Annotated in this window: 28 protein-coding genes; 22 read left to right on the top strand and 6 right to left on the bottom strand. The window is 70.2% G+C overall.

The genetic code is table 11. The features are described 5' to 3' along the window. Positions 1–63 precede the first annotated feature (63 nt). A complete protein-coding gene (locus HNO83_RS16225) occupies positions 64–390 on the top strand; it encodes an ArsR/SmtB family transcription factor (protein ID WP_175338561.1) in 327 nt (108 codons plus the stop codon). Positions 391–463: 73 nt separating this feature from the next. After that, the gene (locus HNO83_RS16220; RefSeq protein WP_175338560.1) at positions 464–1,078 is read left to right on the top strand and encodes a putative glycolipid-binding domain-containing protein; all 615 of its coding nucleotides are present in this window, start codon (positions 464–466) and stop codon (positions 1,076–1,078) included. Positions 1,079–1,118: 40 nt separating this feature from the next. Here HNO83_RS16220 and HNO83_RS16215 read toward each other — a convergent pair whose 3' ends face one another. From HNO83_RS16215 to HNO83_RS16205, 4 genes are all read right to left on the bottom strand, one after another. Further along, positions 1,119–1,292 (bottom strand): hypothetical protein, encoded by a 174-nt coding sequence (locus HNO83_RS16215; RefSeq protein WP_175338559.1) that lies wholly within the window; start codon positions 1,290–1,292, stop codon positions 1,119–1,121. Positions 1,293–1,436: 144 nt separating this feature from the next. Then, positions 1,437–1,571, bottom strand: a complete 135-nt coding sequence (locus tag HNO83_RS20660; RefSeq protein WP_283810112.1) for a hypothetical protein — start codon at positions 1,569–1,571, stop codon at positions 1,437–1,439. A 129-nt stretch (positions 1,572–1,700) separates the two neighbouring features. Continuing rightward, entirely contained in the window at positions 1,701–2,606 is a 906-nt protein-coding gene (locus HNO83_RS16210) for an esterase/lipase family protein (RefSeq protein WP_175338558.1), read from the bottom strand. Positions 2,607–2,635: 29 nt separating this feature from the next. After that, positions 2,636–3,238: a DUF1269 domain-containing protein gene (locus HNO83_RS16205; RefSeq protein WP_175338557.1), complete on the bottom strand. Its 603-nt coding sequence runs from the start codon at positions 3,236–3,238 to the stop codon at positions 2,636–2,638. 230 nt (positions 3,239–3,468) lie between these two features. Between HNO83_RS16205 and HNO83_RS16200 the strand changes: the two genes are divergently transcribed. The 5 genes from HNO83_RS16200 (at position 3,469) to HNO83_RS16180 (ending at position 8,122) form a co-directional block, all read left to right on the top strand. Continuing rightward, positions 3,469–4,038 (top strand): hypothetical protein, encoded by a 570-nt coding sequence (locus HNO83_RS16200; protein WP_175338556.1) that lies wholly within the window; start codon positions 3,469–3,471, stop codon positions 4,036–4,038. 144 nt (positions 4,039–4,182) lie between these two features. Next, positions 4,183–4,632, top strand: a complete 450-nt coding sequence (locus HNO83_RS16195; RefSeq protein WP_175338555.1) for a DUF1931 family protein — start codon at positions 4,183–4,185, stop codon at positions 4,630–4,632. 45 nt (positions 4,633–4,677) lie between these two features. Next, positions 4,678–4,995 (top strand): putative quinol monooxygenase, encoded by a 318-nt coding sequence (locus HNO83_RS16190; protein WP_175338554.1) that lies wholly within the window; start codon positions 4,678–4,680, stop codon positions 4,993–4,995. Between the two features lie 113 nt (positions 4,996–5,108). Next, positions 5,109–5,498, top strand: a complete 390-nt coding sequence (locus HNO83_RS16185) for a hypothetical protein (RefSeq protein WP_175338553.1) — start codon at positions 5,109–5,111, stop codon at positions 5,496–5,498. Beyond that, on the top strand, positions 5,495–8,122 hold the full coding sequence (locus tag HNO83_RS16180; protein WP_175338552.1) for a hypothetical protein: 2,628 nt from the start codon (positions 5,495–5,497) through the stop codon (positions 8,120–8,122). Before HNO83_RS16185 ends, HNO83_RS16180 begins: the two co-directional genes overlap by 4 nt. A gap of 1 nt (position 8,123) precedes the next feature. Here the strand turns inward: HNO83_RS16180 and HNO83_RS16175 are convergent, their stop codons facing one another. Continuing rightward, a complete protein-coding gene (locus HNO83_RS16175; RefSeq protein ID WP_249776782.1) occupies positions 8,124–9,701 on the bottom strand; it encodes a PucR family transcriptional regulator in 1,578 nt (525 codons plus the stop codon). Between the two features lie 184 nt (positions 9,702–9,885). On the opposite strand from HNO83_RS16175, the gene HNO83_RS16170 reads away from it, so the two are divergent. From HNO83_RS16170 to HNO83_RS16130, 9 genes are read left to right on the top strand one after another with little or no spacing between them, the layout of a single operon-like run. Further along, positions 9,886–10,377 (top strand): Hsp20/alpha crystallin family protein, encoded by a 492-nt coding sequence (locus tag HNO83_RS16170; RefSeq protein ID WP_217499142.1) that lies wholly within the window; start codon positions 9,886–9,888, stop codon positions 10,375–10,377. A gap of 27 nt (positions 10,378–10,404) precedes the next feature. Beyond that, positions 10,405–12,285, top strand: a complete 1,881-nt coding sequence (dnaK, locus tag HNO83_RS16165) for a molecular chaperone DnaK (protein WP_175338550.1) — start codon at positions 10,405–10,407, stop codon at positions 12,283–12,285. Positions 12,286–12,298: 13 nt separating this feature from the next. Further along, entirely contained in the window at positions 12,299–12,835 is a 537-nt protein-coding gene (locus tag HNO83_RS16160) for a nucleotide exchange factor GrpE (RefSeq protein ID WP_175338549.1), read from the top strand. Positions 12,836–12,839: 4 nt separating this feature from the next. Next, complete coding sequence (locus HNO83_RS16155) at positions 12,840–13,784, top strand: DnaJ C-terminal domain-containing protein (protein ID WP_175338548.1); 945 nt, start codon at positions 12,840–12,842, stop codon at positions 13,782–13,784. Then, the gene (locus tag HNO83_RS16150; RefSeq protein ID WP_175338547.1) at positions 13,781–14,098 is read left to right on the top strand and encodes a chaperone modulator CbpM; all 318 of its coding nucleotides are present in this window, start codon (positions 13,781–13,783) and stop codon (positions 14,096–14,098) included. The genes HNO83_RS16155 and HNO83_RS16150 overlap by 4 nt, the downstream gene beginning before the upstream one ends. Beyond that, positions 14,089–16,740: an ATP-dependent chaperone ClpB gene (clpB, locus tag HNO83_RS16145; protein ID WP_175338546.1), complete on the top strand. Its 2,652-nt coding sequence runs from the start codon at positions 14,089–14,091 to the stop codon at positions 16,738–16,740. Before HNO83_RS16150 ends, clpB begins: the two co-directional genes overlap by 10 nt. Further along, positions 16,737–17,243, top strand: a complete 507-nt coding sequence (gene trxA, locus HNO83_RS16140) for a thioredoxin (protein ID WP_175338545.1) — start codon at positions 16,737–16,739, stop codon at positions 17,241–17,243. Before clpB ends, trxA begins: the two co-directional genes overlap by 4 nt. Then, a complete protein-coding gene (locus tag HNO83_RS16135) occupies positions 17,227–17,493 on the top strand; it encodes a UBP-type zinc finger domain-containing protein (RefSeq protein WP_175338544.1) in 267 nt (88 codons plus the stop codon). The genes trxA and HNO83_RS16135 overlap by 17 nt, the downstream gene beginning before the upstream one ends. Next, positions 17,490–19,142 (top strand): FAD-dependent oxidoreductase, encoded by a 1,653-nt coding sequence (locus HNO83_RS16130; protein ID WP_349627254.1) that lies wholly within the window; start codon positions 17,490–17,492, stop codon positions 19,140–19,142. Before HNO83_RS16135 ends, HNO83_RS16130 begins: the two co-directional genes overlap by 4 nt. Before the next feature lie 13 nt (positions 19,143–19,155). Here the strand turns inward: HNO83_RS16130 and HNO83_RS16125 are convergent, their stop codons facing one another. Further along, on the bottom strand, positions 19,156–20,136 hold the full coding sequence (locus HNO83_RS16125; protein ID WP_349627253.1) for an AraC family transcriptional regulator: 981 nt from the start codon (positions 20,134–20,136) through the stop codon (positions 19,156–19,158). A gap of 338 nt (positions 20,137–20,474) precedes the next feature. On the opposite strand from HNO83_RS16125, the gene HNO83_RS16120 reads away from it, so the two are divergent. The 6 genes from HNO83_RS16120 (at position 20,475) to HNO83_RS16095 (ending at position 26,259) form a co-directional block, all read left to right on the top strand. Beyond that, positions 20,475–20,663, top strand: coding sequence for a hypothetical protein (locus HNO83_RS16120; RefSeq protein WP_175338542.1), 189 nt, complete (start codon positions 20,475–20,477; stop codon positions 20,661–20,663). 4 nt (positions 20,664–20,667) lie between these two features. After that, entirely contained in the window at positions 20,668–20,988 is a 321-nt protein-coding gene (locus tag HNO83_RS16115) for a hypothetical protein (protein WP_175338541.1), read from the top strand. A gap of 252 nt (positions 20,989–21,240) precedes the next feature. After that, on the top strand, positions 21,241–22,326 hold the full coding sequence (locus HNO83_RS16110) for a nitrilase-related carbon-nitrogen hydrolase (RefSeq protein ID WP_175338540.1): 1,086 nt from the start codon (positions 21,241–21,243) through the stop codon (positions 22,324–22,326). A 143-nt stretch (positions 22,327–22,469) separates the two neighbouring features. Beyond that, positions 22,470–23,543: a sugar ABC transporter substrate-binding protein gene (locus HNO83_RS16105; RefSeq protein WP_175338539.1), complete on the top strand. Its 1,074-nt coding sequence runs from the start codon at positions 22,470–22,472 to the stop codon at positions 23,541–23,543. A 100-nt stretch (positions 23,544–23,643) separates the two neighbouring features. Further along, positions 23,644–25,152, top strand: coding sequence for a sugar ABC transporter ATP-binding protein (locus HNO83_RS16100; protein WP_175338538.1), 1,509 nt, complete (start codon positions 23,644–23,646; stop codon positions 25,150–25,152). 39 nt (positions 25,153–25,191) lie between these two features. Further along, positions 25,192–26,259, top strand: a complete 1,068-nt coding sequence (locus HNO83_RS16095; protein ID WP_175338537.1) for an ABC transporter permease — start codon at positions 25,192–25,194, stop codon at positions 26,257–26,259. Positions 26,260–26,272 lie beyond the last annotated feature (13 nt).

Raw genomic sequence — 26,272 nt, 5'->3', positions numbered from 1 at the left:
ACATTCGTCGAATGACAAACATAGTACAACTTGTTACGCTTGACGCACGCCGAGGAGGAATGCATGCCCAGATCGCAGCGACGAAAGGTGCTGGCGCACCCCGACTCCGCGAACTTCGACGTCCTCGACGTCCTGCACGCTCTCTCCGATCCCACCCGGATGACCATCGTCCGCACGCTCTGGGCATCTCCCGAGCGCGCCTGCGGCACCTTCGATGTCGACGTCGCTCCGTCCACACTCAGTCATCACTTCAAGGTGCTGCGCGAGGCCGGCGTGATCCGTCAGCGCGAGGACGGCAACCGTCGGTGGACCTCGCTCCGCGACGACGAACTCGCTTCGCGGTTCCCAGGGCTGCTCGAGGCGATAATCGGCGCCGCTTCGGGGAGCTGATCGTGGGCGGGCAGCAGATTGCCGGTCCGGCGTCCCCGACGGTACGGGCTGTGAAGAACGGACTCAACTGACTATGTCGATCGGCCAGAACGACTCCCCGCGGCGGTACATGTGGCGCGGCCGAGACGACGTGACCCGGGTGGACGACGCTGTCGTGCAGTTCGGTCACGACTCGATGCTCGCGCACGGTTCGTCGGTCACCGAGGAGTACGCGACGTCCTGGAGGCTCGAGGTGGACAAGGGGTGGGTGACCCGGCGATTGACTGTCGCCGCGCACGGTCACCGCTGGTTCCGCTCTCTGGACCTGACGAGGGATCGCCGCGGTGTGTGGGCTTCGCGCCGGATCGCCGAGGGGGAGGACCCGACAGCAAGCTCGTCGGAGTTCGACCCGGCGTCGCTGAATGGCGCGCTGGACTGCGATCTCGGCTTGTGCCCTCTGACGAACACGATGCCGATTCGCCGGCTGGGCCTCACCGGCACCGATGTCCCTGCACAGCGGATCGTCGTCGCCTGGGTCGATGTACCGAGTCTGCGGGTACTCCGGAGCGAGCAGCTTTACAGCTCGCTGGGCGGGGCGGTTCGCTACGAGGTTCCGGACGGAGGCTTTGCCGCCGATCTGAAGGTCGACCAGCACGGAGTGGTCGTCGACTATCCTGAGCTGGCGCTCGCCGTTCATGTGGGTGAATGAGTGCGAGCCGTGTCGCACGTGCTCGCGAGTCGACCTCCCGTCACCGGGACTGGTGTCGCATCCGGTCGAGCCACTCCTGGTCGGCGGCGAGCTGCGCCTCGATCGTGCGACGGATGGGCGGCTCGCAGACGTCGAGGTGGCGGCCGATGACCTGGCCCACTCCGTGCCAGCGCGAGACCTCATCCTGCAGGCCGGTCCCATCGCGCTCGGCCATTCGCTCCTGCAGCAGGACGACCGCATCGGCGTACTCGTCGTATCCGCGGAGGACGTCGGCCTCGATCAGGGGGACATCGGAGCGGCCGATGAGTTCGAGGCTGATGGCCCCGAATCCCGAATCGAAGTCCAGCGAGCGGGTCAGCTATGCCAGCTGCTGCATCTGCTCGTTGAACAGCTTCTCCGCGCGTCGGGCGCGCGCACGATCGGCGCGGACGGCGAACCAGTTCGGCCGGGTCGGGATCTCCTCGATCACCTCGACAGGAACCTGCTGCTCCAACTCGTCTCCCTCGTTCGCCTGCGACCTTCACCTGGCGATCAAGACTCGCAAGCGGGCGACCGTCCGCCCGGGCCGAAAGTCCCGTGGGCGCTGGGCCACCGGGACATCGCCTCCCGTCGTGCGGATGACCTAGTCCCGGACGGCGTCGACGACGACGTCTGCCACGGCCGGATCCCAGGTGAGGGCCCGCTCCCACGGCAGGCCGACCGCGTCGGCGAAGAAGATGCTGTGCACGTCGGGGAACACCGCGCGCTGCGGGGGACCCATCACGGGCGCCTCCACTCCGACCGCCGACGCGCTCGTGGTCGCGACCAGTCCGTCGTGGGGCCACAGCGTGTCAGGACTGTCGTAGGCGGAGAAGTAGTCGCCGGCGACGACCGTGACGGGGATGCCGTCCAGCACACCGGCCTGGGCGGCGTTCCATCCCGCCGGGCCGTTGAGGTACGGCGCGCTGACCTGCTCGGCGGCGCCCTGCGAGTTCTCGTGGGCGAAGCGGACGGATTCGGTCAGGATCCGCTCGGTGAAGGGGTCGTGGTGGGCGTCCTCCAGGGTGATGGAGCCGGCGAGGTGGTCGCCGAGGAGGGAGCCGGTCCAGGGCGTGCCGATGGTGACCAGCCCGCGGATGGCGACGGGGGAGCCGTGCGTCCTGCTGCGGGCGATCGCGGCTCGTGAGAAGAGCCCGCCCATGGAGTGGCCGACGAGCACCGCCTCGGTGACCCCGTACTCCGCCGCCAGGTGGCCGAGGAAGGCGTGCAGGGAGGTCCCGGCGTCCGCCAGGGTCCCGACGGCATTGATCGTCAGCTCGGCGGGGAGCTCGAACGGGACGTCGCCGAACCCCTCCCACCCGGTGTCCTCGGTCACGGTTCCCGCGCCCACGCGTGCCGGCGCGGTGAAGGTGCGTGCTCCCGCCGACAGCAGGCGCGCGCGGAGCGCCGTCATGGTGTTGCCCGCCGCGAGACCCCGGCGAGCAGCACGCTCCGGGGTGGTGAACGGGGTGACCGCAGCGCCCCCGGAGACCAGGATGACATCCCTCATGCTTCGGAGCTTAGGGGATGAGATCCCGGCTACTTGTCGTCGCCCGAGCCGCCCGCGCTGGACGCGTCCTTGCCCGCCGCCTTGAGGTCGGCCGCCGCCGCATCGTCGATCGCCTTCTCGACGATGTGGTCGGCCTTCTCGAGCGCCTTGCGGATCTTGACCTCGCCGGGGTTGGAGACGAGGGCGATGATGCCGGAGTGGCCGGGCTCGATCGAGTCCTCGAGCTCCTTCGCCAGCTCCTTCTTGTGGTGGCGCTCCCGCAGCTTGCCGAAGATCCCGCCGCCGGCGCCGACCACGAGGGCGCTGCCGATGATCGAGGGCGGGAACAGGACGCCGAGGACGGCACCGCCGACCGCGCCCCAGGCGAGTCCCTCGCGGGTGCTGTGGTCGGTCGCCTTCTGCACCTCGAGCTTGCCGCCGGCGTCCCGCCGGACGACGACGACCCCGTCGATCTTGACGGTCGCGCCGTCCTCGACCTTCTTGAGCTCCTCGTACGCCTCCATCGCGATGTCCGTGTCCGCGAAGTCGGCGGCGAGCAGGGTGTAGGCGCCGTCGCTGACGCCCGCCGCGCGCACGCTGACGGTGTCGTCTGCGCCGGACTGGTCGGCGGGAGTGGATGATGAATCGGTCATGTCGGACCTCCTGAAACCGTGGTGACTGCCGTTCGGCCGCAAGTATAGGAACGGGGCTTCCCTGTGGCTATGCAGCAGTCGCGGCTGCCGTCGTCCCGCGTGCCGAGCCGCCGGAGAAACCTGGGAAACCCCTCCATCGGGGGACATCGTCCCATCCGTGCGGCGCCCGCCTCCGGACCACTCCCGACGGCCGGGAACAGACCCGGCCGCACAACGCAAGGGAGTTCGGAATGAACAACGTCACCAAGCGCGTCGGGATCCTGGGCGGAGCGGCTGTCGTCGCCTCCGGTCTGATCGTGGGAGGTCTCGCCCTTCCGGCGAACGCGGAGACGGGGAGCAACACCGACACCGCACCCACCACGACCGCGACGACGGCCGTGGCCCCGCGCACGCTCGACTACCTGAGCGTGTCGGACATCCTGCACAGCGTGTCCGCCCCGGTCACGGTGGGTCCCCTCGTCGAGGGTCCCGTCGCCAGCGGCAACGCCAGCGGGAACACCGTCGGCCCCGTCGCGAGCGGCAACCCCGTCGCCAGCGGCAACCAGGCCGACGGCAACTCGGTCGGGAGCAACGACTCGACCCCGATCGCCAGCGGCAACACCACCCCGGTCGGCTCCGGGAACGACACGTCGGCCGGCAACGGCACCGACGTCACGGCTCCGGTCGGCTCGGGCAACACGACGGGCACCTCGCTGAGCGACCTCGGCGCATCCGTCACCGACTCGGTCGACGGGACCGTGAACGACGCCCTGAAGGGTCTCAACGGGACCAGCGACCTGGGCGCGGTCCTGGGGCGCTGACCCGAGGGTAACGCCTGCTGCGGCGACCGGATCCTCGGATCCGGTCGCCGCCCTCCGGCCTCGACTTCTGGCGCAGCCGGAGTACGGTGACAGCGTCGCGCCATCCCATCGGGATACTTCCGGCGCGACGGGAGCACGGACATCATGGAACTCTTCGGTATCGCAAAGTTCGAACGCTTCTTCCGCCTGGCCGCCAGTCTCGACGTGGACAAGGACGACCTCCGGCGCTTCGACGAGTTCGTCAACGACAAGATCTACGACCTGCTGCTGCGCGGCGTGGCGAACGCGAAGGCCAACGGCCGCGACGTCGTCGAGCCCCAGGACCTGCCGATCACCAAAGGTCTGCAGGAGTCCATCCACGCGTTCGAGTCGATCGACGAGGACGTGTCGATGGATGCCATCCTCGAACAGGTGACGAGGCGACCCCCGCTCGATCTCGCCTACAGCGACGAGACCCGGGAGAGGCTTCCGCAGATCGCCGGCGGACTCGGCGTCGCGCTGGCCCGGACGTTCCGGATCCTGGACGAGAAGACGAAGAACCCGCAAAGCCGCCACTGGGAACAGGCCACCCGCGTCTTCGACCTGCTCCTCTGACCGGGGCGCCCCGACGGGGCGCTCGTCCGCAAAGGAGAGAATCAGATGGACCTCACACTGGGTGTACTCGCGCTGCTCGAAGCGAAGCCCGACAGAGCTGCGGAACTCAGGGAGTTCCTGATCGGCGGCAAGACCCTTGTCGACCTCGAGCCCGGCACGCGCACGTGGTACGCGTTCCAGCTCGACGAGACGCATTTCGGCATCTTCGACAGCTTCGCCGACGAAGCGGCGCGGGAAGCGCACCTGGGCGGCGCCATCCCGAAGGCGCTCGCGGAGGTGGGGCCGTCCCTGCTGGCGAAGGACCCCGAGCTGAGCACGGTCGACCTCCTCGCCGTCAAGCACGAGGAGGACTCCGGCGAGTAGCCCTGGGAGGTGAACTCCCGGGCCCGCGATTCGTCCGCGGGTGGCATGGCCGCCGCGCGGGCCGCGCGTAGCGTGCCCACCGACACGGACCAGCGACGATCGAAGGAGCCACCATGGCCGGCGACAGCAACGACGGGAAGCGGACGCCCGCGCAGGACGAGTTCGTCCTCGAACTGGAGGGAGGGCCTCTCACCGACATCGTCCTCGTCGAGGTCGACGACGGCGAGCATGTCGACATCGCGGTCAACGCCGTCGCCGTGGACCCGGACTCGGGGGAGGCCGTGCCGGTGAGCATCGCCCTCAACCCCGACGACTCCGCGTTCGTGGTCTCGGTGGCCGACGACGAGTTCGTTGTGCCGCTGGAGGAGACGAGCGAGGAGCCGAGTCACCGTCACGCCGCCCTGATCCGTCCGCTCCGCCGGCTCCAGCAGCTCGCCCAGCGGGTGGAAGCGGAAGTGAAGGGGAAGGCCCAGGAGCTGGCGGCGAAGTTCAGCCGCAAGTGAAGGAATCGTCCGGCCCCTGGCGGCGCGAGGTCGCCCTCGTGACGGTGGCGCTGGTCGTCAGCGTGGCGCTGCTCTGCGTCTTCCACTACGGGGGAGATCCCGCCTGGGTGCGCCGGCACCTCCCCCCGGTGTCCGGCTCCGATGCGGTGCTCTGGACGGTGCAGACGACGTTCCTTTCCGTCGGTTTCGCCGGCCTGACGATCGCCGCCCAGCTGTTCGCGGAGGCGCCCCTCGCGATCGGGACGTCACGCAAGCGGATCCTGGCCTACATCGGCGCGAGCTGGTTCGTCACCGTGGGGCTGGTCTCCAATGCGGTCATGACCCTCGAAACGATCTGGCTGCCGAGCGCCGGCGGCGTCATCCTCTCGTTCGCCTGGTTCGTGGCCACCGCCGCCCTGCTCCTGGTCTCGACGTCCAGACTCACCCACCTCTTCGGGCATCCCTCCCGGCTCGACGAGGTGGTGCGGTCCTCGCTGGTCGAGACGCTGTCCGATCGCCTCGACCGCGTGACGCGCCGCTACGCCGACGCGGCGAAGGGGGTGAGCGAGCTGCTCGCGCCGGAAGAGGCCGCCCGTCCGTTCGGACCCGCCGCCTCGACGTTGAACGTTCCGGTCCCGCAGGCCGGGAGGGTCGTCAAGGCCATCCGGTCGAAGGCCGTCCGCCAGGCGAGCGGCTCGCTGGGCCTGGCGGCGACCGCCCGCGGGTCGTCCGAGCACGGCCCCGTGGACGACTACTCGTCGCCGCGGATCCTGCTCGACATCCACCCGGGCGACCGCACCAGGCTCGGGGACACGGCGTTCCGGGTCGTCACGTCGGCCCGCCTCGACCCCCGGACCGCCGCGCGGGTGGTCCGGCTGCTGCAGTCGAGCATCTCGGTCGAACCGCGTGAGGCGGTCACCCCCTACGAGGACACCGAGCGTGAGATCGCCACCCTGAAGGACGCCATCGGTACCACCCTGCGCTCGGGCGCCCTGGACACCGCCGAGCGGGCACTGGAGCTGCTCGGCCACATCGTGCGCGGCGCCTGGATGACCGAGCTCGACCGCGGCATCACCCCTCCGCGAGGCTCGCTGGCGCGGGGCATCGGACTCTTCCAGACCATCGGCGAGGTGGAACGGGACGCCTTGCTGTCTCCCCAGGTCGCGCACGTCTTCATCAGCGCGGCGACGGTCCGTGCCCTCGAGGCCCCGGCGACGGGCTCCACCGAGTACGTCGACGAGTGCCTGCGGAGCTTCACGCGGCAATGGTCGGACATCCTCCGACAGGGTGGGCCGGAGTTCGAGGAACTGCCGGTGCGCATCGTCGCGTGCGTCCGTGATCTCATCGCGTACACGGACCCGTCCGCGGAGGAGCCGGGCGTACTGGGGACGCACGCGGTCTGGGCGATGGTGGAGCTGGTCGGACTGGCGGTCGACGCGGGGCGGCCGGACGCCGCCGCGATGGCGGCCGCCGAGCTCCGCGGTGTCGTCGAGTCCGGCCTGGACGGCCGCACCCGCGTCCACGCCCGCGCCGGTCTCCTCGTCCTCTCCGCCTGGCTCGCGTACCTCGCGGAGACGGGCGACCGGCGCGCTCCGTCCGGTTCGGGCCTCGAGGCGGTCGTGCGTCCGGACGGATCCTGGCACGACATCTTCGCCGCGCGGGACGTGATCGACGTCGGCGCGCCGTTCATCCGGTGGGACAGATGGGAGAGCGGCGGCGACAGGGCGACCCTGCCGGGATTCCTCGATCGCGCCCAGCTGGCGGCGCTCGTCGGCACGTCCGGAACGCTGCCGGACGCGGAGGACGATGAGACGGCCGCCGAGTACGGGCGGCTCCTCCGGCTGATCCCGGACACGAGCGGCACGACCGGCACCGCGGAAGGCCACCTCAGGCGGAGCCTCCAGGAGGAGCTCGGCGAGTGGGATGCCGCAGAGGACGAGCGGCTCGCGCGCGCCCCGGTGTCGGGGCCGAGGATCGAGGCGCTCGCCGGCTCCCTCCGGGCGGCGCTGGCGGAGCGAGGGGGTCTCGCGCAGCTGCTCCCCGATGAGCCGGAAGCGTTCGACGGCAGCGGCGAGCATCACCCGGTCCTCGGCATGAACTTCTCGGTCCCCCGCCGCTCCTTCGTCGACGCGGGTCCCGCCGGAGACGACGCCGGCACCGACGCGCTGGGCCGGATGATCGCCGACGCGTTCACGGACGCGGAGGAGCGGAGGCTCGTCGCCATCCTCCGGGAGGTGGACGGCACCCGGCTCGATCGCACCGCGACATCCCTCCACGACATCGCGATGGACCTGCGGGCGCAGGCCGAGCACTTCATCCTGATCGCCCCGTACGGCGGCAGGGGCGAAGCGGTTCGCGGGTTCCCGGCCGAATTCACCGAGGCGCTCGACCGTGTCACCGTCGTGGAGACCGGGGCGCTCGACGACGAGGCGATCCTCTTCGACCGCAGGACGACGCTGCGCTGTCACCGAGAGCCGGAACGGCGCGACGGGCTCTCGCCGGTGGAGGGGACGGGGCTGGCCCTCGGTGTGTTCGACGACATCCGTGGCCGCGACGGCTCCCTGCTCCGTGTCCAGGTCGCGGAGTCCCTCGTCGCCGGGCCGGGGGAGGACCCGCGCGTGTTCCGTTTCGGGAGCGCCCCCTGAGTCACCGGAGCTGGTCGGCCAGCGCTGCCCGGGCCCGGACGGCAACGTGCAGGTTCAGCCGGGACTCCGGATCGGAGAGGTCGCGCTCGCCCACCTCCCGGATACGCCGGAGACGATACCGCAGGGTGCTGCGGTGGATGACGAGCTCAGCCGCCGTGCGATCGTAGTTCCCGCCGGAGTCGAGGTAGACGGTCAGGGTGCGGACGAGCTCGGAATGATGCAGGTGGTCGTACTCGACGAGGGGGCCGAGCCACTCGCCGATGAACCGCTCCAGCCTCGCTCCCTCGTCCGAGGTGTCGAGGATGCGGAGCAGGCCGAGGTCGTCGTGGTTCGTCAGCCCGAGGGGCTGACGCGACTCCACCCGGATGCGCAGCGCCCGGCGGGCTTCGGCGTACGAGCGCGGAAGATCCCTCGCCTCGCAGCGCCCGCCGATGCCGATCGTGCCCCGGACGCTGGTCAGGGCGGCGGAGAGACCCTCGTAGAGCCGGGAGAGGTCGTGGCCGTCCGCGACGACCGCGAGGGTCGCCTCCGGGCGCCGGGAGATCAGCGACGGAATGTGCATCACCGTGAGCTGGTAGCGGACCGCCGCGCTGACGTCGACGCCGTTCGGGGTGGGCGTCTCCCAGGTGACGAGCATCGCCCGGTGGAGGCCTCCGAGGTCGAAGTGGAGGGCCTCAGCGCGCGCGAGGGCGTCGACGACTTCGCCTCCCGAGACGAGGTCGTCCGCGAGGTCGCGACCGAGCCGGAGCTCGACCTCTGCGACGTTGCGGCGGTGGGCCAGCTCGACCGCGATGGTCCCACTCGCATACTCGACGGCGAAGCGGTCGTCCTCGCTCCGGGTGTCCTCCGGGTCGTAGATGCCGAAGACGCCGAGGGTCTCTCCCCGCGAGCTGATCGTCGTTCTGCGCCAGCCGGACGTCGACCGGTCGGCCGTCGAGAGATTGCCGGCGGCCGTGGTCCTGCCGGCCGGAGCCGTGGGATCCGCGACGCCGGCGTAGACGAGCTCGTTCCCGAACGAGTCCTGCAGCACGATCGATCGCCGGGTGATCCTGCTCACCGTCTCGACGATCTGGCCCTCGCCATTGCCCGATCGGGCCGCGGCGACGATCTCATCGCGGATCTGCTGCTGCGCGTTCAGTTGCACGATGGTGGCCGCCATCGCGAGAGTGGACGACTCGTTGACCTTCCCGAGCCGGCGCAGTTCCCTGGCCTGGCGGCGTTCGCGGTCGATCAGCTCGGCGGCCGCGAGTGCGGCGCCTGTCGGTTCCGCCAGCGCCAGGAGGAGGCGCACGCTCGCACGGGACGGTTCGCCCGCCGCCTCCAGTGCGAAGGCGCCGCGCACTTTACCGGTTCCCCGGAAGAAGAGCGCGAAGCGCCAGGCGCCGTCGCCGCCGATTGCTCCGCTGGTGCCGCCTCGGGCCTCGACGAGGTGATCGAGTCGCCGGTCCTCCTTGCCCGAGTACCGGACGAGGCGCCCCTGCGAGGCGACGTAGGCGGCCCGCACAGCGCACCCCGCGATCTCCTCCGCCGCGGTGCAGGCCAGACGCATGGTCCGCCGGACGGAGGGACGCTCGAACATCGCGGAGCCCACCCTGAAGACGTCGTACAGACCCGGTTCTGCTTCCGCTCCAGGGTCGGCCTGTGCGACGGAGTTCGGAGAACTCGACGCGTCCATTTGCCGCCCATGGTAGTCCTCGCCCGCTGCCCCTGACAGTGCAACCCGGGGCGGGATTCTTCGCCCCGGCCGGTCCAGGAGGAAAAGCGTGGCCCGGCGCATAGTGCAGATCGAGCGATCGGCGGGAGGCGAGATGAGTCTGATGCGGTTCGACGTTCCGCGGGACGTCGATCGTGCCGTCGAGCAGGCGCTCGGCGCCAACCGGCGTACGTACGCGGTACCTCTGGAGGCCTACCGGCGAGGAGGCCAGTACGTCGTCATCGCGGACGTGCCGGGGGTCGACATCCGCGACATCGACGTGAGCGTCGAGCGCAACGTGCTCACCATCACGGTTCAGCGGCGGCCGAAGTTCGCCCCCGACGACCTCGTTCTGGTCGATGAGCGCCCGCGCGGGGAGTTCGTGCGCCGGCTCTTCCTCGGCGACAGCCTCGACAGTTCGAGGCTCACGGCGCACCTCGGCAGCGGGGTGCTGACGCTGCTCGTCCCGGTGGACGAGTCGAGCACGGCACGCCGGGTGGAGATCTCGCCGCAAGCGGACGACACGGACGACCCCGGCGGCGACGTGCCGCCGGACGAGTGAAGACAGGACCACGAAGGAGCAGGGTTCATGGCTAAGGCAGTCGGCATCGATCTCGGCACGACGAACTCGGTGATCGCGGTGTGGGAGGGCGGTGAGGCGCGGGTCATCCCGAACGCCGAGGGCGCTCGCACCACGCCGTCCGTCGTCGCGTTCACCGACACGGGGGAGCGCCTGGTCGGCCAGCTCGCGCGCCGTCAGGCGATCCTGAACCCGAAGGGCACGATCTCCTCGGCCAAGCGCTTCATCGGGCGGTCCTTCGACGAGATCGAGGAGGAGGCCAAGGCGGTCGGCTTCGACATCGTGGCGGGTCCGAACGGCGAGGCCCGGTTCGACGTGCGCGGCAAACTGTACGCGCCGGAGGAGATCAGCGCGCTCGTGCTGCGGAAGCTGGCGGACGACGCGGCCAAGTTCCTCGGCGAGAAGGTGACGGAGGCGGTCATCACCGTCCCGGCGTACTTCAACGACGCGCAGCGGACGGCGACCAGGGATGCGGGGCGCATCGCCGGTCTCGAGGTGCTGCGGATCATCAACGAGCCGACCGCGGCCGCCCTGGCCTACGGGCTGGACAAGAAGGAGCACGAGACGGTCCTGGTGTTCGACCTCGGCGGCGGCACCTTCGACGTCAGCCTGCTCGACGTCGGGGACGGCGTCGTCGAAGTGCGCTCGACCGCGGGCGACACGCACCTCGGCGGCGACGACTTCGACCGCCGCATCGTCGACTACCTGGCGGACGAGTTCCAGAAGGAGAACGGAATCGACCTCCGCAACGACCCGCAGGCCCTCCAGCGGTTGTTCGAGGCGGCGGAGAAGGCGAAGGTCGAGCTGAGCAGCGTGAGCCAGACCCAGGTGAGCCTGCCGTTCATCACGGCGGACGCGGCCGGGCCGAAGCACCTGACGACCACGCTCAAGCGCGCCACCTTCGAGAACATCACCGCCGACTTGATCGAGCGCTGCCTCGGCCCGGTGCGCCGGGCGATGGAGGATGCCAAGGTCACCGAGAATGACATCGACGAGGTCATCCTGGTGGGCGGCTCCACCAGGATCCCTGCGGTGCAGGAGCTCGTCAAGCGCCTCACCGGTGGCAAAGACCCCAACATGACCGTGAACCCCGACGAGGTCGTCGCCATCGGCGCGGCCATTCAGGCCGGCGTGCTGAAGGGCGAGGTCAGCGACGTCCTCCTGTTGGACGTCACCCCGCTCTCGCTGGGCGTCGAGACGCGCGGCGGGGTGATGACGCCGATCATCGAGCGCAACACCACGATCCCTGCGCGCCGGAGCGAGGTGTTCTCCACCGCGCAGGACAACCAGGACTCGGTCGAGATCGTCGTGCTGCAGGGAGAGCGCGAGCGCGCCGCGGACAATCGCGTGCTCGGCCGCTTCACGTTGACGGGCATCCGGCCGGCTCCCCGGGGCGAGCCGCAGATCGAGGTCACCTTCGACATCGACGCGAACGGCATCCTCAACGTCACCGCGCGCGACAAGGACACGGGAGCGGAGCAGGGCATCACCATCAGCGGCACCACCACTCTGGATCAGGCGGAGATCGACCGGATGGTGCGGGAGGCCGAGCAGAACCGAGCCGCGGACCAGCGCCTGCGCGAGGACATCGACGCGAGGAACGAGCTGGACGCCGCCGCCTACCGGGTCGAACGCGCGCTGGCGGAGCACGGCGACGCGGCCCCGGCGCACGAGCGGTCGCGCGCCGAATTGCTCGTCGGTCAGGCGAGGGAGGCCGTCGAACGGGAGGTCCCCGCCTCCGAGGCCCGGGAGCTGACGAGCGAGTTGCGGCAGGTCGACGCTGCGCTGTCGGTCGCCCGCCCCGCCCAGGGATCCTCCGCGCCGGGCGGCGAGCCCACAGCCGAGGACAGCGACGACGACGTCGTCGACGCCGACTTCGATCGCGACTGAGGAGCGTCGGGACATGGACACCCCGGGGGCGCACGACGCGGGAGGCGCGGAGGAGTCCGCCACCCACGGCACGTCCGGCGCGACGGAAGAGCCGGCCGCGGAGCCGCCGGACGAGCGCGACGTGCGCCTGGCGGAGCTGGAGGACCGCTGGCGCCGTGCGGCCGCGGACCTGGACAACGTCCGCAAGCGGGCGGCGCGCGAAGTCGCCCTGGCCCGCGACGCCGAGCGCGCTCGTGCCGCCTCCGTCTTCCTCCCGGTCGTGGACGGCCTGACGGATGCGGTGAGCTATGCGCGGCAGGTGAAGGACCTCCTTACCGACGGGATCGAGTCGATCCGGGAGCAGGCGGTCGTCGCCCTCGAGCACCTCGGCTACCCGCGCATCGACGCGACGGGTGTGCCGTTCGACCCGCGCATCCATGAGGTCGTCTCGGTGGTGGAGCGCGACGACGTGCCGCCCCGCACGGTGGTGGCGGTCGCACGGATCGGGTTCGGCGAGCCGGAACGGCTGCTGCGGCCGGCCGGCGTCGTCGTCACCCCGGCGCAGGAGTGACGCCGTGGCGGACGACTACTACCAGCTGCTCGGGGTCTCGCGGTCGGCCGACGCCAAGGAGATCCAGCGCGCCTACCGGAAGCTCGCCAGGAAGTACCACCCGGATGTGAACAAGCAGCCGGGTGCGGAGGACCGCTTCAAGGAGATCAGCGAGGCGTACCACGTGCTCAGCGACCCCGAGTCGCGCGCGCAGTACGACCGGTTCGGTCCGGAGTTCCGCCGCTACGCGGGCGCCGAGCGCGAGTACGCGTCGCAAAGCGCCGGCGGTGCGGGCGGCGGAGGTGGCGGACGCAGCAGAGCGCGCCCCGGCGCGTCGGGCTTCAGCTGGTCCAGCGCGCAGGCGGGAGCCGGTCCGGGCGGAGCCTCCGTCGACTGGGACGACCTGTTCGGCGATGTCTTCGGGTCGCGGCGCGGCATGGACTCCGAGGCCGAGTTGGAGCTGACGGTCGAGGAGGCCTTCCACGGCGGTCCCCGCACGGTCGTCCTCGCCGGCCCCGACGGCGAGCGCCAGACCTTCGAGATCCGGATCCCGCCCGGGGCTCTCGACGGCCAGCGCATCCGGGTCTCCGGCGGCGGACGGCCGGGGCGACAGGACGGCGGGGCGGGCGACCTGGTGATCACGCTGAAGGTCAGACCCGACCGGCGGCTCCGCCTCGACGGCAAGAACATCGAGATGGACCTCCTCATCTCGCCGTGGGAGGCGGCCCTCGGCGCCAGCGTCTCCACACGGGCACCCGGCGGCCCGATCACCGTGCGCGTCCCTCCCGGTTCGTCGAGCGGCCGCCGCCTGCGCCTGAAGGGCCAGGGGATGCCGCAGCCCGGAGGGAAGCCCGGCGACCTGTTCGCCAGGGTCAAGATCATGGTTCCCCCGCACCTGACCGACCGCGAGCGCGAGCTCTTCGAGCAGCTGAAGCGCGAGTCCGCCTACGATCCGAGGTCGTCGTCATGAGCTCCCCGCTGCTTCCCGCGCTCCCGCCCCGCTTCGACCTCGGGATGGTCGCCGTCGCGTCGGGCGTGCATCCCGAGCTGGTCCTGCGCTTCGTCGAGCTGGGGCTCGTGAGCGCCCGCACCGACGCGTCGGGCCGGCTGTGGTTCGCTCCGGACGCGCCGGAGCAGGTGCGCCGGGTCGTCCGGCTGCACGCCGACCTGTCGCTCAACTACGCCGCCGTCGCCCTCGTGACCGACCTCCTCGCCCGCATCGACGTGCTCGAGGGACGGCGAACGGTCGTCCGTCCCAGAAGGGAGACTCCGCCATGGAGATGAACAAGCTGACCCAGAAGTCTCAGGAGGCGCTGCAGGAGGCCCAGAGCATCGCGAGCCGGAACGGGCAGACCGAGACGGAGAACGAGCACCTCCTGCTCGCCCTGCTCACCCAGGAGGGCGGCCTGATCCCGCGGCTCCTGGAGGCGGCCGGCGTCGACCTGGCCGGCCTGCTCGGCGAGGTGCAGCAGGCGATCGAGCGGAAGCCGCGCACGACCGGCCCGGGGGCGACGCCGGGGCAGGTGTTCCTGTCGAAGAGCCTGGCCGCAACGCTCGACCGGGCCGAGCGGGAGGCGAACCGGCTGAAGGACTCCTACGTGTCGGTCGAGCACCTGCTGCTGGCGCTCGCCGACGATCCCGCCGGCGGACCGGCTGCGCGCATCCTGCAGGGCAACGGGGTGACGAGGGAGAGCTTCCTCAGCGCCCTGACCGCCGTGCGGGGGAACCAGCACGTGAACTCCGCGACTCCGGAACAGACGTATGAGGCGCTGGAGAAGTACGGCCGCGACCTGGTGGCCGACGCTCGTGCCGGCCGGCTCGACCCGGTGATCGGGCGCGACACCGAGATCCGCCGCGTCATCCAGATCCTGTCGCGCAAGTCGAAGAACAACCCGGTGCTGATCGGCGAGCCCGGCGTCGGCAAGACGGCCATCGTCGAGGGCCTGGCGCAGCGGATCGTCCGCACCGATGTCCCGGAGGGGCTCCGCGACAAGACGATCTTCCAGCTGGACCTCGCCGCTCTCGTCGCGGGAGCCAAGTACCGCGGAGAGTTCGAGGAGCGGATGAAGGCGGTGCTCGCCGAGGTGGTGGCCGCCGAGGGGCGCATCCTCCTCTTCATCGACGAGCTCCACACCCTCGTCGGCGCCGGGGCGACCGAGGGCGCGATGGATGCGGGGAACATGCTGAAGCCCATGCTCGCCCGCGGCGAGCTGCACCTCATCGGGGCCACCACCCTGGACGAGTACCGGCAGCACATCGAGAAGGACGCCGCGCTCGAGCGGCGCTTCCAGACCGTCATGGTCGACGAGCCGAGCGTCGAGGACGCCATCTCGATCCTGCGCGGCCTGCGCGAGCGCCTGGAGGTCTTCCACGGCGTGCGCATCCAGGACAACGCGCTCGTCGCGGCCGCGACGCTCTCGCACCGGTACATCACCGACCGGTTCCTCCCGGACAAGGCCATCGATCTCGTCGACGAGGCCTGCGCCCGGCTGCGCACCGAGATCGACTCGATGCCGGCCGACCTCGACGAGCTCACCCGGCGCGTGACCCGGCTCGAGATCGAGGAGGCGGCCCTGGAGAAGGAGAAGGACACGCCGAGCCGCATCCGCCTGGAGGAGCTGCGCCGCGAACTCGCGGACCTGCGGGCCGAGGCGAACGCGAAACGCGCCCAGTGGGAGGCGGAGCGCCAGGCCATCCGCAAGGTGCAGGAGCTCAGGAGCGAGCTGGAGCAGGTGCGCCGGGAGGCCGAGGACGCCGAGCGCAGCTACGACCTCAACCGCGCGGCCGAGCTGCGCTACGGCCGGCTCGCCGAGCTCGAACGCCAGCTGGCCGCCGAGGAGCAGCGGCTGCAGGCGAAGCAGGGCAGGCAGCGGCTGCTGCGCGAGGTGGTCACCGAGGAGGAGATCGCCGAGATCGTCGCCGCGTGGACGGGCATCCCGGTCGCCCGGCTGCAGGAGGGCGAGCGCGCGAAGGTGCTGAAGCTCGACGAGGTGCTGCACGAGCGGGTGGTCGGCCAGGAGGAGGCGGTGCGGCTGGTCACCGAGGCGATCATCCGGGCGCGCTCGGGCATCCGCGACCCCCGGCGGCCGATCGGGTCGTTCATCTTCCTGGGGCCGACCGGCGTCGGCAAGACCGAGCTCGCGAAGGCCCTGGCGGGCGCACTGTTCGACAGCGAGTCGGCGATGATCCGGCTCGACATGAGCGAGTACCAGGAGCGGCACACCGTGAGCAGGCTGGTCGGCGCGCCTCCCGGGTACGTCGGCTACGACGAGGGCGGCCAGCTCACGGAAGCGGTGCGGCGCCGGCCGTACTGCGTCGTCCTCTTCGACGAGATCGAGAAGGCGCACCCGGACGTCTTCAACACCCTGCTGCAGGTGCTCGACGACGGCCGGATCACCGACAGCCAGGGGCGCACGGTCGACTTCCGCAACACCATCGTGATCATGACCTCCAACATCGGCGCGGAGCATCTGCTCACCGGCGCGCGGGACGGTGCCGGCGCGATCCCGGAGGACGTCAAGGAGCTGGTGCTCGCCGAGCTGCGCGGCCGTTTCCGCCCGGAGTTCCTCAACCGGGTCGACGACATCATCGTCTTCGCCCCGCTCGGTCTGGACCAGATCGAGGCGATCGTCGACCTGTTGATGAACGACCTCGCGCGGCGCCTCGCCGAACGCCAGATCGAGATCGAGGTCACGCCGGAGGCGCGGCGGCTGATCGCGGAGCGCGGCTACGACCCGCTCTACGGCGCCCGGCCGCTGCGCCGGTACATCTCGCACGACATCGAGACGCGGCTGGGCCGGGCGCTCCTCTCCGGGACGGTGCGCGACGGTTCGACCGTGCGGATCGACGTGCGGGACGGCGACATCGTCGTCGACGCGGTCGGGGCGCCGGAGCAGGCCGACGCGGAAGCGCAGGCGCCGGTATGAGCGCCGTCGACGCGACACGAGTGGTCCGCTGCCCGAACTGCGGGCGCAAGAACCGCGTCCCGGTGGCCGCGAGCGGGCGGCCCCGGTGCGCGAACTGCCACCGCCCGCTCCCGTGGATCGTGGACGCCCTCGACGACACGTTCGCCGAGATCGCCGAGAAGGCGGACCCTCCGGTGATCGTCGACATGTGGGCGACCTGGTGCGGGCCCTGCCGGATGGTCAGCCCGGTGCTGGAGGAGCTGGCCACCGAGCGGGCGGGCGAGGTGAAGCTGGTGAAAGTGGATGTCGACCGGGCGCCCCGTCTGTCGTCGCGCTTCGCCGTACAGGCCGTGCCGACCCTGATGATCCTGGACCACGGCGAGGTCATCGCCCGCCAGGCCGGCGCCGCTCCCGTCGCCGTCCTGCGTCGCTGGTTCGATGACGCGATGGCGCAGCGCGCCCGGGAGAAGACATCGGCCGGAGACGCCGGCGAAGGAGGGGCGACCCATGGCCGTTCGAACTGATCCGCACATCGCCTTCATCCGGTCGGTGGTCCCGCGCACGCCGGGCGCGTGCGAGGACTGCCTGGCCCTCGGCACCCCGTGGGTGCACCTGCGGCTGTGCCTGACCTGCGGCAAGGTGGGCTGCTGCGACTCCTCGCCGATGAAGCACGCACGCGCGCACGCGTTCAACGACCGGCATCCGATCGTCCGCTCGCTGGAGCCGGGCGAGAGCTGGATGTGGTGCTACTTCGACGAGGACTACGTGTGGTGAGCGATCCTCCGACAGCTCCTCCGCCGCAGGAGACGCCCGACGCCCTCGGCGCCTACCCCCGGCTGACCCCGCCTCAGCTGCAGTCCTTGCGGGAGCACGGCACGACGGTGGAGGTCGCGGAGGGCCAGGTGCTCGTGAGGGCGGGCGAGCCGCTCGACTCCTTCTTCGCGGTGCTGGAGGGCCGGATCGCCGTCACCGACGGCGACGGCCGGCAGATCGAGGTGCACGGTCCGGGCCGGTTCGCCGGCGACATCGGGCTGCTGGAGGGCCAGCCCTCCTTCGTCTCGATCGCAGCGCTCGAGCGTGGCTCGGTGCTGGCCGTACCGATCCCGGCGCTCGAGCGCATCGTCACGAGCGACCCGGTGCTCGGCGACGTCATCCTGCGCGCCTACCTCATCCGGCGGTCGCTGGCGATCGGAGCGGGAGCCGGGCTCCGGATCGTCGGCTCGCGCTTCTCGCCGGACACGCGCCGGCTGCTCGACCTCGCCGCCCGCAACCGGATACCGCACCGGCTCCTGGACCTGGACGGCGATCGGGCCGCCGAGACGATCGCGCAGAGGCTGCGCCTCGACGTCGCCGATCTCCCCGTCGTCATCGTCGGGGGCTCGCGCATCCTGCGGCATCCGTCCGTCGCGGAGGTCGCCGCGGCGCTCGGCATCGCGAACGCGCGTCCCGGGCCGTCCTGCGAGCTGCTGGTCGTTGGCGCCGGGCCGGCGGGACTCGCCGCGGCCGTCTACGGCGCCTCCGACGGCCTGTCGGTCGTGCTCTCCGATGCGGTCGCCACCGGAGGCCAGGCCGCCCGCTCCGCCCGGATCGAGAACTACCTCGGCTTCCCCGCCGGGATCTCGGGCGCGGAGCTCGCCGAGCGCGCCCGGCTCCAGGCCGCAAAGTTCGGTGCGACGGTGTTCGCGCCGGCCGCCGCAGAGCACCTGGCTCCGGCCGACGACGGGCTGACCGTGCGGTTCACGGACGGCACGACTCTGTCCCCGCGTGCCGTCGTCGTCGCGACCGGTATGGAGTACCGCCGTCTGGCGGCGAGGAACCTGGAGCGCTTCGAGTACACGAGCGTCTACTACGCGGCCACGGTCAACGAGGCCCGGGAGTGCGGAACGGACCCGGTCGTGGTGGTGGGCGGCGGGAACTCGGCAGGGCAGGCGGCCGTGTTCCTCGCCGCGACCGCGTCTCGCGTCCACCTCGTCGTGCGCGGTGCGGACCTGGGCAAGGACATGTCCCGGTACCTGGTGGTGCAGGTCGAGGAGAATCCCCGCGTCACGGTGCACCTGCAGAGCGAGGTGGTCGAGGCCGCCGGCGGCTCCCGTCTCGAGACCGTCACGGTCGAGCACCGGCCGTCGGGTGACCGCGAGGAACTCGCCACCGCGCACCTGTTCGTCTTCATCGGTGCGGTCCCTGCCACGGACTGGCTCGGTCCCGGGATCCAGCGCGACGAACGCGGGTTCCTTCTCACGGGCCCGCGCCACGGCGAACCGGACGATCGGACTCAGCCGTTCGAGACCTCGGTGCCCGGCGTCTTCGCCGTCGGCGACGCTCGCAGCGGATCGGTCAAGCGCATGTCCGCCGCCGTCGGCGAGGGCGCCAGCGTCGTGAGGATGGTGCACGACTATCTCGCCACGGGCGGCTGCCGGTTCTGACCGGCGGCCGGGCTCAGCGGCGGAGGGTCTCCGACGGCCGCTCCCCGAACGCCCGCGCGTACGCCGCGGCGAATCGGCCGAGATGCACGAAACCCCACCGGGAGGCGACCTCGGTCACGCTGACCGTCCCGGGCACGGCCTCGGAGAGGTCGCGGCGGGTCTCCTCGAGCCGCAGCCGGCGCAGATACGCCATCGGGGTGGTCCCGAGCGATCGGCTGAACCCTTCCTGCAGGCTGCGGACACTCGCCGAGACCTCCTCGGCCAGCTCGGCGACGGTCCACGGACGACCCGGGTCGCTGCGCAGGAGCTCCACCGCGCGCGTCACCGGCCGGGCGCCGGGCGACGGGGACGGCACCGTCAGCCTGTCCGTGTAGTTGTGCGACTGCCCGAACAGCAGGCTGTGGATCAGCATCTCCTCCAGGCGCTGCGCGGCGAGCGGATGGGTCAGTGGGCCGTCCGCCTGCGCGGCCGCGCGGTCGATCATGCGGACGGCCTGGAGCATCGACTGCCCTCCGGAGCCGGCCAGGGGCAGTTCGGCGCGGAATTCGAGCCGGCGGGCGACCGGTTCGCCGATCAGGTGCTCCAGTTCGAGCACGAGTTGGTCGCGCGGGAACATCAGGGACAGCTGGGAGAAGCGCTCACTGCAGTCGAGGGTGACCGGCCTGCCCGGCATGAAGACGGCTGCCGTCTGGGTCGTTCCGTAGACCGGGGCCGACAGGGCTGCCTGCATCCTCGCGCGCCGGGTCGTGGGGATGTCGACGTGATAGTGCTCGGCTTCCGCGGTCTCGATGAGCACGGCATCTCCGAACCGCATGAAGCCGCACGTCGTCCGGCCGACGACTACGGCGTTCAGAGTCAAGTCGATGGTGTCGGCGGTGCCGGCGGCGGGGAAGTCGACCGGCAGGAAGACCTGGGAGAGCGTGTGGCGCGCCTCGTCGACACCGCGGGCGGACGCGACGCGTCCGCTCCTGAACATGTCGAACTCCGGGGGCACCGGTTGATTGTATGTGCACTAACTAAATCGCATCGGACGTCTGTGGGTTCGTTCAGACGAGCATGCGCGGGCGCGGGTGATCCGCGTCGATCGGATAGTGACCCGCGTCGAGTGGATATCCGGCCTCGAATCGGCCCGCATAGCGTGGAGCCGTCGTCGAGAGCTAGGGATCGGCGATCCCGCGGTGGCCCTCTCCTTCGGGTGGGGAGGGCCACCGCGCCAGTGACATCCCGAGGCGGAACGAATGCATCACAGAATCCAGCGGCCGGCCCCCGATGCCTGAGTCGAGACCCCCTGTACGACCCCGGACGTGCCCGCGCTGCGGGTCACGCGCGGTCGTGTTCAGCAATCCGTATTACGGGGTCGGCCTCGCCGTCCACAGCCATCTGTGGTGCTGCTCGCGGTGCGACTTCGTCGGTTTCCTGCGGGTGCAGCAGGCGCCGCGAGACAGCGAGCAGGTCGATGACGGCCGGCCGGCGCCGCGCTGGTGGGCGCGCTGGCGCATTGCCCGCCTCCTCTGGCGCTGAGGTGGTGGAGAGCTCCCGTTTCGCGGGGCGCGACGACTGGCTCGCCGCCGTCGGTCGCGCCCTGACGTCCGGACGCGCGGAACACCTTCTCGGCACGATGGCCATCGATCGGGACGTCGTGCTCGCGGTGGCCCGGTGCGAAGTGTCGCGCGCCACGGAGGCCGGGGTCTGCACGCTGAGCCACGCCGGGATTGCGCAGTCGACGGGCCTCCCGCGATCGGTCGTCCTGCGCGCCCGGTTGGCACTGATCGAGCTGGGTCTCTCGGACCTCGCGGTCGGCCCCGGCATCGCCGGCGAGCTGCGCAGGGAGCTCCGCCACCTCTGAGGTCGCGCATGTTGTGAGTGCGCTCACCCGTTTGCTGATTCACGCGATTCCGTGCGGCGCTCTTCGAAAAACGATGGCTATTCAACTCTTGGAAAAATCCCTTGACCAGCAATTTACTGGGTAGAACGGCTTGTTTGTCGGACGGATGCGGTTGCATTGTCGGTTGGTCCCGGGGTCGGAAAATTGCCGTTTGACACGCAGTGATAGTGCGCTAACATGGCCCCACGAACCCAAACAACGAAGGAGTTGGACGTGACTGAGCCGTACACAGTCGTAGCGCTCTCGCCGCTGCAGATCCCGATCGTGGAGCCGGAAGACGCGCTGAAGAACACCAAGCGCATCATCCAGTTCATGAAGACGGCGGTCGGCGTCGCGGCGACCGAGGGCTACCCGGTCAAGCTGGTGGTCATCCCGGAGATGGCGATCCAGGGCATGCACATGGCGTTCCACGCAGGAGACCGCGAATACGAGAAGAAGTTCGCCCGCACCATCCCCGGGCCCGAGACCGACGAGCTCGGCAAGGCCGCTCGTGAACTGAACACCTACATCGCCGGCGAGCTGTACCTGGTCGCGGACGACGACTTCCCGGATCGCTACTTCAACTGCGCCTTCATGATCGACCCCAACGGCGACGTGATCTACCGCCGTGCGAAGGCGACCTCGGACGGATTCGAGGGCGGCACCCTCGGCACCACCAACCCCCACGACCTGTGGGACGAGTGGATCGTCAAGAAGGGCAACGGGAACGTCATGGACGCGATCTACCCCGTGGCCAAGACCCCCGACATCGGCAACATCGGCTACGTCATCTGCCACGAGGGTGCGTACCCCGAGATCGCCCGCGGGCTCGCCATGAACGGCGCCGAGGTCATCATCCGCGCCACGCTCATCGAGCCGCAGACCTCTCAGGGCATGTGGGAGGTGCAGAACAAGGCGCACGCGCTCTTCAACAACGCCATCGTGGTCGCACCGAACCTCGGCCCGGAGCTCGGGCCGGACGGCGTCATCAACGACCTCTTCGGCGGCCGCTCGATGATCGTCAACCAGCGCGGCAAGATCATCACCGAGACGCCCGGCGTCACGGCGGGCGACACCTTCGTCAGCACGACGATCGACATCGACGCACTGCGTCGCGACCGCCAGGCGAACGGCGTCTTCAACGGCTTCAAGGACCTCCGCACCGAGCAGTACGCGGCGATCTACGAGAAGCCGATCTACCCGAAGAACCAGTACCTCGACGCCCCTCCCGGGGAGGACTGGCTGGCCCGCGAGCGCGCCACCCGCGCCCGCAACATCAAGCTGCTCGAGGAGCGCGGGGTCTTCACCCCGCTCGACTGAGCGACCGGCGGCGGCGTCCCGCGGACCTTGCCGTCCTCCCCATCCGGGACGCCGCCGCCCGCACCATCCCGCACCATCCCGCTCCACATGCCCCACCCCCAAGCTCCACCCCTGCTCCGATCACCTCACAAGGAAGTGGAAACATGATCAGCACCCGTTCCCGAACCCTGCTCAAAGTCGCCGGAATCGCGGCGGTCACCGCCGTGCTCTTCACCGGCTGCGCCCGAGGCGGCACCGATGGGGCCGCCTCTCAGACGGACAAGAAGACCGGCAAAGGCCTGGTCATCGGCTGGAGCCAGCGCGGCATCAGCGGAAGCGACTGGTGGAAGACCCTCGTCGAGGGCGGCCAGGCCGAGGCCAAGAAGCTCGGCGCGACCATCCAGCTGCTCGACGCCAACGGCGACACCGTGCGCCAGAACGCCGATGTCCAGACCCTCATCACGAAGAACGTCGACGTCGTCATCATGAACCCGAACGACCCCATCGGCGTCGGCGCCTCCGTCGCTGCGCTGCAGGGCGCGAAGGTGCCCCTGGTCACGGTCAACTCGAACCTCGACAAGTCGCTGGTTCCCGACATGTACTGCTACGTCGCGGAGGACCAGGGCTACACGGGCTCGCTGGCGGGCGAGGTCGCCGCGAAGAAGGCGCTCGCCAAGTTCGGCGAGACGGGCGAGATGAAGGTCGTCGGCATCGGCGGCTTCCCCGGCGACGTGCTCAGCGACCTCCGCTTCAACGGCTTCATGAAGGGCTGGGACAAGGTCATGAAGGACCACCCCGGCGTCACCACGAAGAAGCTCGAGACGAAGTACGGCGAATGGAAGCCGGACAAGGCGCTCGCTCCGATCCGAGACGTCGCGACGGCGAACCCCGACCTCAAGGTCGTGTTCAGCATGAGCGACGTGATGCAGGGCGGCATCGAGCAGGGCCTCCAGCAGGCCGGCATCTGGGGCGACGGCGTCATCGTCGCCGGCTACGACGGCGGCATGAACGTCGTCAAGGAGATGGTCGACAACCCCACCGGCCCGATGCAGGCCACCGCCTCCAACCAGCCGTGGGACCAGGGGGTGGAGGCCGTGAAGATGGCCGTCGCCGCCTACAACGGCGACACCAAGGCGTGCCCGAGCAAGGAGGTCTTCATCAAGACCACCGTCGTCACGCCCGAGAACGCCAAGGACTACTACAAGCCCAGCGACACCTACGTCCGGGCGAACGGCTAGGCGCGAACGCGCCACACGGAGTCGCTGCGCCCGGTGTCATCGGTCCGGGCGCAGCGACCGGCTCCACCACACGCACGTCACGAGGAAGTGAAGAGGAAACATGGACGAGCTTCAGCTCGAGGGCATCACCAAGGGCTACCTGGGAGTCCAGGCGCTCAAGGGGGTCAGCTTCTCGGTCAAGCGCGGAAGCATCCACGCTCTCGCCGGGCAGAACGGCGCAGGCAAGTCGACGCTCGTCAAGATCCTCTCCGGGGCGGAGACCCCGGACGGCGGGACGATCCGGCTGGGCGGAGAGGTGGTGCGGTTCCGTGAGCCGACGGATGCGCAGGCCGCGGGCATCCACACCATCTACCAGGAGCTGAGCCTCGTGCCGTCGCTCTCCGTGGCCGAGAACATCTTCCTCGGCACGCTTCCGAAGAAGGGGGCGGTCGTCGACTGGGCGTCGATGCAGGCCAAGGCACGCGAAGCCCTCGCCCGCGTCGGTTTCGACCTGGACGTGCGGCAGCCGGTCTCCAGCTTCTCGGTGGCGGAGCAGCAGGCGGTCGAGCTGGCGAAGGCGCTCCACAAGGACGCGCGGGTCCTGCTGCTCGACGAGCCCACCTCCACGCTCCCGCTCCCGGATGTCGAGCGGCTCTTCACCGTGCTGCGGCGGCTGGCCGCCGAGGGAGTGACGCTCCTCTACATCTCTCACCGGATGGACGAGCTCTACAGCCTCTGCGATGCGGTCACCGTGCTGCGCGACGGCGTCACTGCGGCCAATCTGGAGACGGCCGATACCAAGCCGGCCGACGTGGTGACCGCCATGGTGGGCAAGAGCCTCGAGGGCTCGATCGCCGACGCGGCCCTGCGCGGTGAGCGGAGCCCCCGGCTCGGGGCGGGACGCACCGACACCGTACTCCTCTCGGCGCGCGGCCTCGGCGAGGACGACCGCGTCGCCGACATCGACTTCGACCTGTACCAGGGCGAGGTGCTGGGCATCGCCGGCCTCATCGGGTCCGGCCAGTCGGAGCTGGCCAGCCTGCTGGCCGGCGCCCGGAAGAAGACCGACGGCGAACTGCGCATGGACGACAAGCCGGTCGAGTTCGGCTCGCCCCGCGACGCCATCCGGCGCGGGATCGGCCTGCTCCCGCAGGACAGGAAGGCGCAGGGATTCATCCCCGACATGGGCGTCGCCGGCAACATCACCCTCGCGAGCATGCCGATGTTCAGCCGGCTCTCCGTCATCGACGGCAAGCGCGAGAAGCGTGCGGCCCAGGACATGGTGGCCAGGCTCGGGATGAAGGTCTCGAGCGTCAACCAGCCGATGAAGACGCTGAGCGGCGGGACCCAGCAGAAGGGCATCCTGGCCCGCTGGCTGGTGCGGTCCTCCCGGCTCCTCATCTGCGACGAGCCGACCCGCGGCGTGGACGTCGGCGCCAAGGAGGACATGTACGAGCTGATCCGCGACTTCGCCCGCTCGGGCGGAACCGTCGTGATCGCGAGCTCCGAGATCTCCGAGGCGATGATGTGCGACCGCGTCCTCGTGATGGCGCGCGGGCGTGTCGTCGCCGAATTCGATCACGACGAGATCGATCCCCAGGGGCAGCGGATCCTCCAGCTGCTGGCCTGAGCCTCCTCCACTCACAGAAACCCAACGACGGGAAAGACAATGTCGAACAAGACCCTCCAAGAGCCGCCGCAGACGACGGGATCGTCCCCGGCCACGCCCACGCGATCGACGTGGGGCGGCGTCCTCAAACGCCTCCTCCCGAAGAGCTACCTCCTGCTCGTCCTCGTCGTGATCATCGTCATCGGCTACTACGTCTCCGCCGACTTCCTCACGCTGAGGAACGCGGAGAACGTGATCGCGGCGGCGTCCATCGTGGCGGTGCTCGCGGTCGGCCAGTTCTTCGTGATCCTGACCGGCGGCATCGATCTGTCGGTGGGATCGATCCTCGCGATGTCGACCGTGATCGTCGCACTCACCCTGCAGGCGGGGATGGCGACGGGGCTCTCGGTGGCCTTCACACTGTTCTGCTGCGGCATCGCCGGGCTCATCAACGGGCTCCTGGTCGTGTGGCTGCGCATCCCGCCGTTCATCGCGACGCTCGCCATGATGAGCGCCGTCAAGGGCTTCAGCTACATCATCCAGTCGACCAGCCTCATCCAGATCACCGACCAGACCTTCATCGACCTGTTCGCCCGCGGCACCAGCCTCGGCCTGCAGAACCCCGTCATGATCTTCCTCGTCGTGATGATCCTCGCGGCACTCGTGGCGAAGTTCACCACCTTCGGCCGCTCGCTCTACGCGATCGGCGGCAACCCGGAGGCCGCCCGGCTCTCGGGCCTCCCCGTCGCCCGGAACCTCATCATCACGTACACGATGTCCGGACTCCTCGCCGGCCTCGCGGGGCTGATCGCGGCCGCCCAGCTGCGCCAGGGCAGTTCGCTCATCGGTGTCGGCTACGAGCTGGATGCGATCGCGGCCGTGGTGGTCGGCGGCGCCTCGCTGATGGGCGGCAAGGGCGATCCCATCAGCGCCGTCATCGGTGTGTTCGTGCTGGCCACGATCATCAACGTCATGAACCTGGTCGGCATCTCGTCCGAGCCGCAGCTCGTCATCAAGGGCGCCGTGATCGTCGTGGCCGTCTTCCTCTCCTCCGCGGGAGGCGTCCAGAGGATCTCCGGATTCTTCCGGTCGCGCTTCGGCCGCCGGACCGCACGGGCAGCGAGCTGATCCGGTGTCGGCA

The sequence above is a fragment of the Leifsonia sp. C5G2 genome (genome assembly GCF_013359685.1).
Taxonomy (GTDB): domain Bacteria; phylum Actinomycetota; class Actinomycetes; order Actinomycetales; family Microbacteriaceae; genus Leifsonia.
Note: the sequence above shows the minus strand (reverse complement) of the source record. Positions and strands in the feature narration are given on the sequence as shown.